Source organism: Kitasatospora sp. NPDC032150, from assembly GCF_055579945.1.
The window spans coordinates 1-8,858 of the sequence record NZ_JBVIMH010000073.1; the positions used below are offsets into that span (position 1 = coordinate 1).

The following is an 8,858-nucleotide window of genomic DNA, read 5'->3' on the forward strand; positions in this document are numbered from 1 at the left end:
CAGGAAGTCAGGACGCACACCCCAGGACTCCAGCAACCGGAACAGCGCCACCTCCACCGCGAAGATCGCCGGCTGGGTGTACTCGGTCCGGTCCAGCCGCCCCTCGCCGTCCGCGACCAGCATCACCTCGCGCAGCGGACACTCCAGGTACCGGTCCAGCTCCGCGCACACGGCGTCCATCGCCTCCGCGAACGCCGGGTACGTCTCGTACAACTCAGCTCCCATACCCAGCCGCTGACTGCCCTGACCGGTGAACAGGAAGGCGAACTTGCCGCCCGCGGCCGAGCCCTGGACCAGGTTCGCAGCGGGGTTTGCCGAGGCCAACCCCTGTACACCCCCCGCAAACCCCTGATCGTCGGCGGCCACCACCACTGCGCGGTGCTCCAGTGCCGAACGCGTCGTGGCCAGCGAGTACGCCAGGTCGAGCAGCCCGTGCGGGGTGCCGGCCCCGGACTTCCAGGGGGCCAGTCGGCTCGCCTGCGCCCGCAGTGCCTCCTCGCTGCGGGCCGACATCAGCAGCGGCAGGGCGGTCCGGCCGGCGGGCCGACGCGGCTCGGTGGGCCGGGTGGGCGCCTGCTCCAGGACGACGTGGGCGTTGGTGCCGCTCATTCCGAAGGACGACACGCCGGAGCGGCGCGGACGTCCGGTCTCCGGCCAGACGGTGGCCTCGGTGAGCAGTTCGACCGCACCCGCGGTCCAGTCGACCTGGGCGGACGGAGCGTCGATGTGCAGGCTCTGCGGGAGTACGCCGTGCTGCATGGCGAGCACCATCTTGATGATGCCGGCGACGCCGGCGGCGGCCTGGGTGTGGCCGATGTTCGACTTCACCGAACCGAGCCAGAGCGGACGGTCCTCAGGCCGGTCCTGGCCGTAGGTGGCGATCAGCGCCTGGGCCTCGATCGGATCGCCCAGTGCGGTGCCGGTGCCGTGCGCCTCGACCGCGTCGACCTCGTCGGCCGTCAGCCCGGCACTGGCCAGCGCCTGGCGGATCACGCGCTGCTGGGAGGGGCCGTTGGGGGCGGTCAGGCCGTTGGACGCACCGTCCTGGTTGACGGCGCTGCCGCGCACGACGGCCAGCACCGGGTGACCGTTGCGCTCGGCGTCGCAGAGCCGCTCCACCAGCAGCATGCCGACGCCCTCGCCCCAGCCGGTGCCGTCGGCGGCGGCGGCGAAGGGCTTGCAGCGGCCGTCCGCCGCGAGACCGCGCTGGCGGCTGAACTCGATGAAGGCTCCCGGTGTGGACATCACGGTGACGCCGCCGGCCAGGGCCAGCGTGCACTCGCCGTTCCGCAGTGCCTGCACGGCGAGGTGCAGCGCGACCAGCGAGGAGGAGCACGCGGTGTCCACGGTGACGGCCGGGCCCTCCAGCCCGAAGGTGTAGGAGAGGCGGCCCGACACCACGCTGGCCGCGGTCCCCGTGCCGAGCTGGCCCTCCAGTTCGTCCGGTGAGTTCGCCGCCAGGGTGAGGTAGTCCTGGCCGTTGGTGCCGACGAACACGCCGGCCTGGCTGCCGCGAAGGGCCTCCGGGTCGATGCCGGCCCGCTCGATGGCCTCCCAGGAGGTCTCCAGCAGCAGCCGCTGCTGCGGGTCCATCGCCAGTGCCTCCCGCGGCGAGATCCCGAAGAAGACCGGGTCGAACTCGGCTGCGTCGTGGAGGAATCCGCCCTCACGGGTGTAGGCGGTGTTGGCCTGCTCGGCGTCGCTGCTGTAGAGCGCCTCCAGGTCCCAGCCGCGGTCGGTCGGGAAGCCGGAGATCGCGTCCGTGCCCGTCGACAGCAGCTGCCACAGCTCCTCGGGCGTGCTGACCCCGCCCGGGAAGCGGCAGCTCATCGCGACGATCGCGATCGGCTCGTCCTCGGCACGACTGCCGGGTACCGGCAGCTCGGCCGCGGGCTCCTGACCGAAGAACTCCGTCCGCAGGTACTGGGACAGCGCGGTCGAGGTCGGGTAGTCGAACACCAGGGTGGCCGGGAGGCTCAGTCCCGTGACGGCGCCCAGGCGGTTGCGCAGTTCGACAGCGGTGAGCGAGTCGAAGCCCAGCTCACGGAACGCCCGTCCCGCGTCCACCGCCTCGGGCGTGCCGTAGCCGAGGACGGCGGCGACCTCGGTACGGACCAGGTCGAGCAGCACCGCGGCGCGCTCGGCCTCCGAGAGGCCGGCGAGGCGCTGCGCGAGGGGGCTGCGCTCGGCGGAGGCGTCGGAGGCCGGGGCGGCGAGGGCTCGGCGGGCCTCGGGGATCTCGTCGAACAGGGTGGTGGAGCGGGGCGAGGCACCCGGGTCGGCCAACAGCACCTCCCAGGCGATGTCGGCGACCGCGATCGCGGTGTCACCGTTCTCCAGTGCCTGCTGAAGGGCCGTGATCGCCGACTCGGCGGCCATCGGCGGGACGCCCTCACGGCGCAGCCGCTCCTCGAGGGTGCGGTCGGCGGCCATGCCGCCCTGCGCCCACGGACCCCAGGCGATTGAGGTGGCGGCCAGGCCGTCGGCCCGGCGCTGCTCGGCGAGGGCGTCCAGGAAGGCGTTGGCGGCGGCGTAGTTGCCCTGGCCCGCGTTGCCGATCGTGCCGGCGGTGGAGGAGAACAGGACGAACGCGGAGAGCTCGGCGGTGAGTTCGTGCAGGTTGAGCGCCGCGTCCACCTTCGGGTGGGCGACGGCGGCGAACCGCTCGGGCGTCAGGCTGTCCACCATGCCGTCGTCCAGCACACCGGCGGTGTGGAACACGGCCGACACCTCGACGGACGCCAGCAGTTCGGCCAGCGCGTCGCGGTCGGCCACGTCGCACGCCGCCACCGTGACGGTGACGCCCGACTCGGCCAGCTCGTCACGGAGTTCGGCCGCACCGGGGGCGTCCAGGCCGCGACGGCTGGTCAGCACCAGGTGCTCGGCACCGTTGCGCACCAGCCAGCGCGCGACCTCCGCGCCCAGGGCACCGGTGCCACCGGTGACCAGGACGGTACCGGCCGGCTTCCAGTCGGCGGCGCCGCCGCGCGGGGCCCGTGCCAGGCGCCGGGCGTACACCCCCGAGGCACGTACGGCGACCTGGTCCTCGGCCCCCGTGAGCACATCGGCCAGTCGGCCGAGGGCGCGCTCGTCCAGCACCTCAGGCAGGTCGATCAGGCCGCCCCAGCGGTCGGGGTGCTCCAGGGCCACCACCCGGCCCAGGCCCCAGATCTGGGCCTGCGCCGGGCTGGCGAGCCGGTCACTGCGGCCGGTCGAGACCGCACCGCGGGTCAGGCACCACAGCGGGGCGGCGATACCGGCGCCCCCCAGGACCTGTACCAGGGTCGCGGTCGGCGCGGCGGTGCCGCGCTCGTCCAGGGTGAGCAGGGACAGCACGCCCGCGACCGCCGCACCGTCGGCGACTGCACCGCGCAGCCGCTCGGCCAGGGCGTCGCGACCGGCACCGGTCGGCTCGATCCGGCGGATCTCCGCACCGCGCTCGGCCAGCGTCCGGACCACGTCCGCCGCGACGGCGTCCTCGGCCGGTGCGACCACCAGCCACGTCCCCGAGGGCGCGCCCGAGCCGGCGTCGGTGACCGGCTTCCAGGTCACCCGGTAGCGCCAGCCGTCCACCGCGGACTGCTGCCTGCTCTGCCGGCGCCAGGCCGAAAGGGCCGGCAGCAGCGCGCCCAGCTCGTCGCCGCCCTCGACCTGGAGGGTCTCGGCCAGGGCGTCCAGGTCCTCGCGCTCGACGGCCTCCCAGAAGCGGGCGTCCGCCTCGTCGGCCGGAGCGGCCGTGGCGGATCCGCCGCCCGACTCCAGCCAGTAGTGCCCCCGTTGGAAGGGGTATGTCGGCAGACCGACCCGGCTGGCGCCGCGGCCGGCGAAGAACGCTTCCCAGTCCAGGGCCGCACCGCGCGCATGGGCCTGGGCCAGGCCGATCGTCAGGGCCTCGGCCTCGGCGCGGCCGGCGCGCAGCAGCGGCACGAAAGCCGCGTCCTCGGTCACGCACTCCTGGCCCATCACGGAGAGCACCCCGTCCGGGCCCAACTCCAGATACGTACGGACACCTTCGCGCTCCAGGCTCTGGATCGCGTCGTGGAAGCGGACCGCCTCGCGCACGTGGCGCACCCAGTACTCGGCGGTGCGGATCTCGTCCGTGATGTCGCCGGTGAGCGTGGAGACGACCGGAATCCTCGGCTCACCGAAGGTCAGCCCCTCGGCGACGGTGCGGAACTCGGCGAGCATCGGCTCCATCAGCGGCGAGTGGAACGCGTGGCTGACGGTGAGCCGCTTGGTCTTGCGCCCCTGGGCCTCCCAGTCCGCCGCCACCTCCAGCACCGCACGCTCGTCACCCGAAATCACCACCGAGGTGGGCCCGTTCACCGCCGCGATCCCGAACTCCCCGGTCAGCAGCGGCCGCACCTCCCCCTCGCTCGCCTGGATCGCCACCATGGCGCCGCCGGTCGGCAGTTGCTGCATCAGCCGGCCGCGGGCGGCCACCAGCAGCGCGGCGTCCTCCAGTGAGAGCACCCCGGTGACGTGCGCGGCGGCCAGCTCACCGATCGAGTGGCCCGCCAGGAGGTCGGGGCGCAGCCCCCAGGACTCCACCAGGCGGAACAGTGCCACCTCGATGGCGAACAGCGCGGGCTGGGTGTACCCGGTCTGGTCCAGCTCGTCGCCCGCGAACATCACCTCGCGCAGCGGACGCTCCAGGTGCCGGTCCAGCTCGGCGCAGACGGCGTCCAGGGTGGTGGCGAACGGCGGGAAGGTCTCGTACAGCTCCCGCCCCATGCCGGCCCGCTGGCTGCCCTGGCCGGTGAACAGGAAGGCCAGCGCGCCGTCGGCGACCGAGTCCATGACCACGTACTGCGGTGCGCTCTCGCCCGAGGCAAGCGCCTGGAGACCGCTGCGGAAGTCGGCCGGCTCGGCGGCGACGACCGCCGCGCGCTGCGACAGTGCCGAGCGGGTGGTGGCCAGCGAGTAGCCGACGTCGGCCGGGCGGAGCCCGGGGTCGGCGGTGAGGCGGTCCAGCAGCTGCCGGGCCTGGGCGCGCAACGCGTCGGCGCCCTTGGCGGAGAGGAACCACGGGACGAGCGCCGTGTTCACCGTAGCGGCGTCGGCGTCCGTCTCCTCGGTGTCGTCGGCTTCCGGGACCGGAGGCGCCTGCTCCAGGATGGTGTGGGCGTTGGTACCGCTGACGCCGAAGGACGAGGTGGCGGCGCGGCGGGGCTCGCCGGTCTCCGGCCACGGCCGGGCATCGGTGAGCAGTTCGACCGCGCCGGCCGACCAGTCCACGTGCGGCGAGGGCTCGTCCACGTGCAGGGTCTTCGGCAGCACACCGTGCTGGAGCGCCAGCACCATCTTGATCACACCGGCGACACCGGCGGCCGCCTGGGTGTGGCCGATGTTGGACTTCAGCGAGCCGAGCCAGAGCGGCCTCTCGGCCGGGCGCTCCCGCCCGTAGGTGGCGAGCAGCGCCTGCGCCTCGATCGGGTCGCCGAGCACCGTTCCGGTGCCGTGCGCCTCGACCACGTCGATCTGATCCTCCGTCAGCCTGGCGTCGGCCAGCGCCTGCCGGATCACCCGCTGCTGGGAGGGGCCGTTGGGGGCGGTCAGGCCGTTGGAGGCACCGTCCTGGTTCACCGCGCTGCCGCGCACCACCGCGAGCACGGGGTGCCCGTTGCGGCGGGCGTCCGACAGGCGCTCGACCAGCAGCATCGCCACGCCCTCGGACCAGCCGGTGCCGTCCGCCGCCGCGGCGAAGGACTTGCACCGGCCGTCGGCCGCCAGCCCGCGCTGACGGCTGAACTCGACGAAGACGTCGGGGGTGGCCATCACGGTCACACCGCCGACCAGTGCCTTGGTGCAGTCGCCGCGCCTGAGCGCCTGGCAGGCCCAGTGCAGGGCGACCAGCGAGGAGGAGCAGGCGGTGTCCAGGGTGGCGGCCGGGCCCTCCAGGCCCAGGGTGTAGGCGATCCGGCCGGAGAGCACGCTGGTCGCGTTGCCGGTCAGCAGCCGGCCCTCGACGCCCTCCGGCACCTCCTTGAGCTCCGAGCCGTAGCCCTGGTAGCTGCCGCCCACGTAGACACCGGTACGGCTGCCGCGCAGGGTGGCCGGGTCGATGCCCGCCCGCTCGCACACCTCCCAGGACGCTTCGAGCAGCAGACGCTGCTGCGGGTCCATCGCCAGCGCCTCACGCGGCGAGATCCCGAAGAACTCGGGGTCGAACTCGGCCGCGTCGTGCAGGAATCCGCCACCGTCGGCGTAGAAGGTGCCCTGGTGGTCCGGGTCCGGGTGGTACAGGCCCTCGATGTCCCAGCCTCGGTCGGTGGGGAACGGCGAGATGGCGTCGGACCCGGTGGAGACCAGCTGCCACAGGTCCTCGGGCGAGCGCACACCGCCGGGGAGGCGGCAGCTCATCGCCACGATCGCGATCGGCTCCTGCTCGGCCTCCTCGACCTCGCGCAGTCGGCGGTTGGCCCGGCGCAGCTCGGTGGTCATCCACTTGAGGTGGTCGAGGAGCTTCTTTTCGTCTGCCATCAGTGGGCTGCCTTCCGGGAGGCCTGGTCAGGTGCGGTCGTCACGCTGGTCGCGTGGTGGGTTGCGGTCGTCACGTCAGGACCTGCCGAATTCCTTGTTGATGATGTCGAAGAGGTCATCTGCCGAGACGTCGTCCAGCTCGTCGTCGTCCTCGGTGCTGTCGGCGGAGCCGTCGACCGTGTTCCACTTCGAGAGGAGGGCCTGGAGTCGGGCCGTGACGCGGGCGCGTTCGGCGTGGTCGGGAGAGAGGGCGGAGAGCTTGCGGTCCAGCTCGTCGAGTTCGGCGAGCACCGGCGCGGTGTCCTCGGGACCGTCCCCGACCAGCTCCGCCCGCAGGTGCTCGGCCAGGGCGGTCGGGTTCGGGTAGTCGAACACCAGGCTGGCCGGCAGGCGCAGCCCTGCAGCCGCGTTCAGGCGGTTGCGCAGCTCGACCGCGGTGAGCGAGTCGAAGCCCAGCTCGTTGAAGGCCCGGCCGGCCTCGACCGCCCCTGCCCCGGCGTAGCCGAGGACGGCGGCGACCTCGGTGCGCACCAGGTCGAGCAGCATGCGTCCCTGGTCGGCGGCGGCCAGGCCGCGCAGCCGCTCCTGGAAGGCCGCCGCCCGGTCCTCGGTACCCGCCTCGGCCGTGGCCTCCGCGAGCGCCTCGCGGACCTCGGGGAGCTCGGTGATCAGTGGACGGGGCCGCGCGGCGGCGAAGGCCGGCGCGAACAGCGCCCAGTCGACGTCGGCGACGGTCAGCGCGGTGTCCCGGAGGTCGAGGGCCTGCTGGAGCGCGGTGAGCCCGAGCTCCGGAGCCATCACCCGCAGACCGCGTCGCCGCAGCTGCTCGGCAGCCGCGTCGTCGGCCGCCATGCCGATCTCGCCCCACGGGCCCCAGGCCACCGAGGTGGCCGCCAGTCCGGCCGAGCGGCGCCGCTCGGCCAGCGCGTCGAGGAAGGCGTTGGCCGCCGCGTAGCCGGTCTGGCCGCCGCTGCCCCACACCCCGGCGATCGAGGAGAAGAGCACGAAGGCGTCCAGCTCGGTGTCGCCGAGCGCGGCGTCCAGGTGGACCGCGCCGGAGACCTTGGCGTCCACGACCCGGGACAGCTCGGCCAGGTCACTCTCCATCAGCGCGGTGTCCTGGGTGACACCGGCCGCGTGCACCACCGCGCGCAGCGGGGTGGCGGCGTCGGTGGTGAGCCGCTTGACCAGCATCTCCACCGCCGACCGGTCTGCGACGTCGCAGGCTTCCAGGGTGACCTGGACGCCCGACTCGACCAGTTCGGCACGGAGTTCGGCCGCACCCGGGGCGTCGGCGCCGCGGCGTCCGGTGAGCACCAGGTGCTCGGCACCGTTCCTGGCCAGCCAGCGCGCGACCTCGGCGCCCAGGGCACCGGTGCCACCCGTGATCAGGACGGTGCCGCGCGGCTTCCAGGCGGCGACGGCCGCCTGCGGCCTGGTGGCGCGAACCAGCCTGCGGACGAAGTGGCCGGAGCGGCGGAGTGCCAGCTGGTCCTCACCGTCGGCACCCGTGAGGGCGCCGGTCAGGCGCGAGAGCACGCGCTCGTCCAGGGCCTCCGGGAGGTCGACCAGGCCGCCCCAGCGCTCGGGGTGCTCCAGGGCCACCACCCGGCCCAGGCCCCAGATCTGGGCCTGCGCCGGGCTGGTGAGCCGGTCGCTGCGGCCGGTCGAGACCGCACCGCGGGTCACGCACCACAGCGGCGCACCGGTCCCGGCGTCGCCCAGGGCCTGGGCGAGCAGCGCGGTCGCGGCGAGACCGGCCGACAGGGCCGGGTGCACCGGGTGCTCCTGCTCGTCCAGGGCCAGCAGCGACAGCACTCCGGTCGGCTCCCCCGTCTCCGCGTACGCGGTGCGCAGGCTCTCGGCGAGTGCGTCACGGTCGCCGGCGGTGGTGTCGACGGTGATCCGTCGGAGCCGGACTCCGCTCTCGGTGAGAGTGCGGGCCACCTCGGACGCCCAGCCGTCCTCGGCGTGCGTGGCCGGAACGGCCAGCAGCCAGGTGCCGGACACGGTGGCGTGGTTCTCGGCCACCGGCTTCCAGGTGACGTGGTAGCGCCAGCCGTCCACCACCGACTGCTCGCGCTGCTGGCGACGCCAGGCGGAGAGCACCGGCAGCACCGGCGAGAGGGCATTCAGCGGGGACTGCGCGTCCGTCGCGTCCAGCTCCAGGGTCGCGGCCAGGGCGGCGAGGTCCTCGCTCTCCACGGCCTCCCAGAAGCGGGCGTCGGTCGAGTCCGAACCGGTGCCCGTGCCCGCCTGGTTGGTGGCGACGGGCAGTGCCTCCGGCCAGTAGTGCTGGCGTTGGAAGGCGTAGGTCGGCAGCTCCACCCGGCGGGCACCCTGACCAGCGAAGACCGCCTGCCAGTCGACGCTCG

General features: G+C 73.9%; 2 protein-coding genes. Both read right to left on the reverse strand.

The annotated features are described in order from the left end of the window. On the reverse strand, window positions 1-6,483 hold a 6,483-nt coding region (locus ACZ5ON_RS35395; protein ID WP_465601556.1), incomplete at its 3' end, for a type I polyketide synthase. A gap of 75 nt (window positions 6,484-6,558) precedes the next feature. Beyond that, on the reverse strand, window positions 6,559-8,858 hold a 2,300-nt coding region (locus ACZ5ON_RS35400; RefSeq protein WP_465601559.1), incomplete at its 5' end, for an SDR family NAD(P)-dependent oxidoreductase.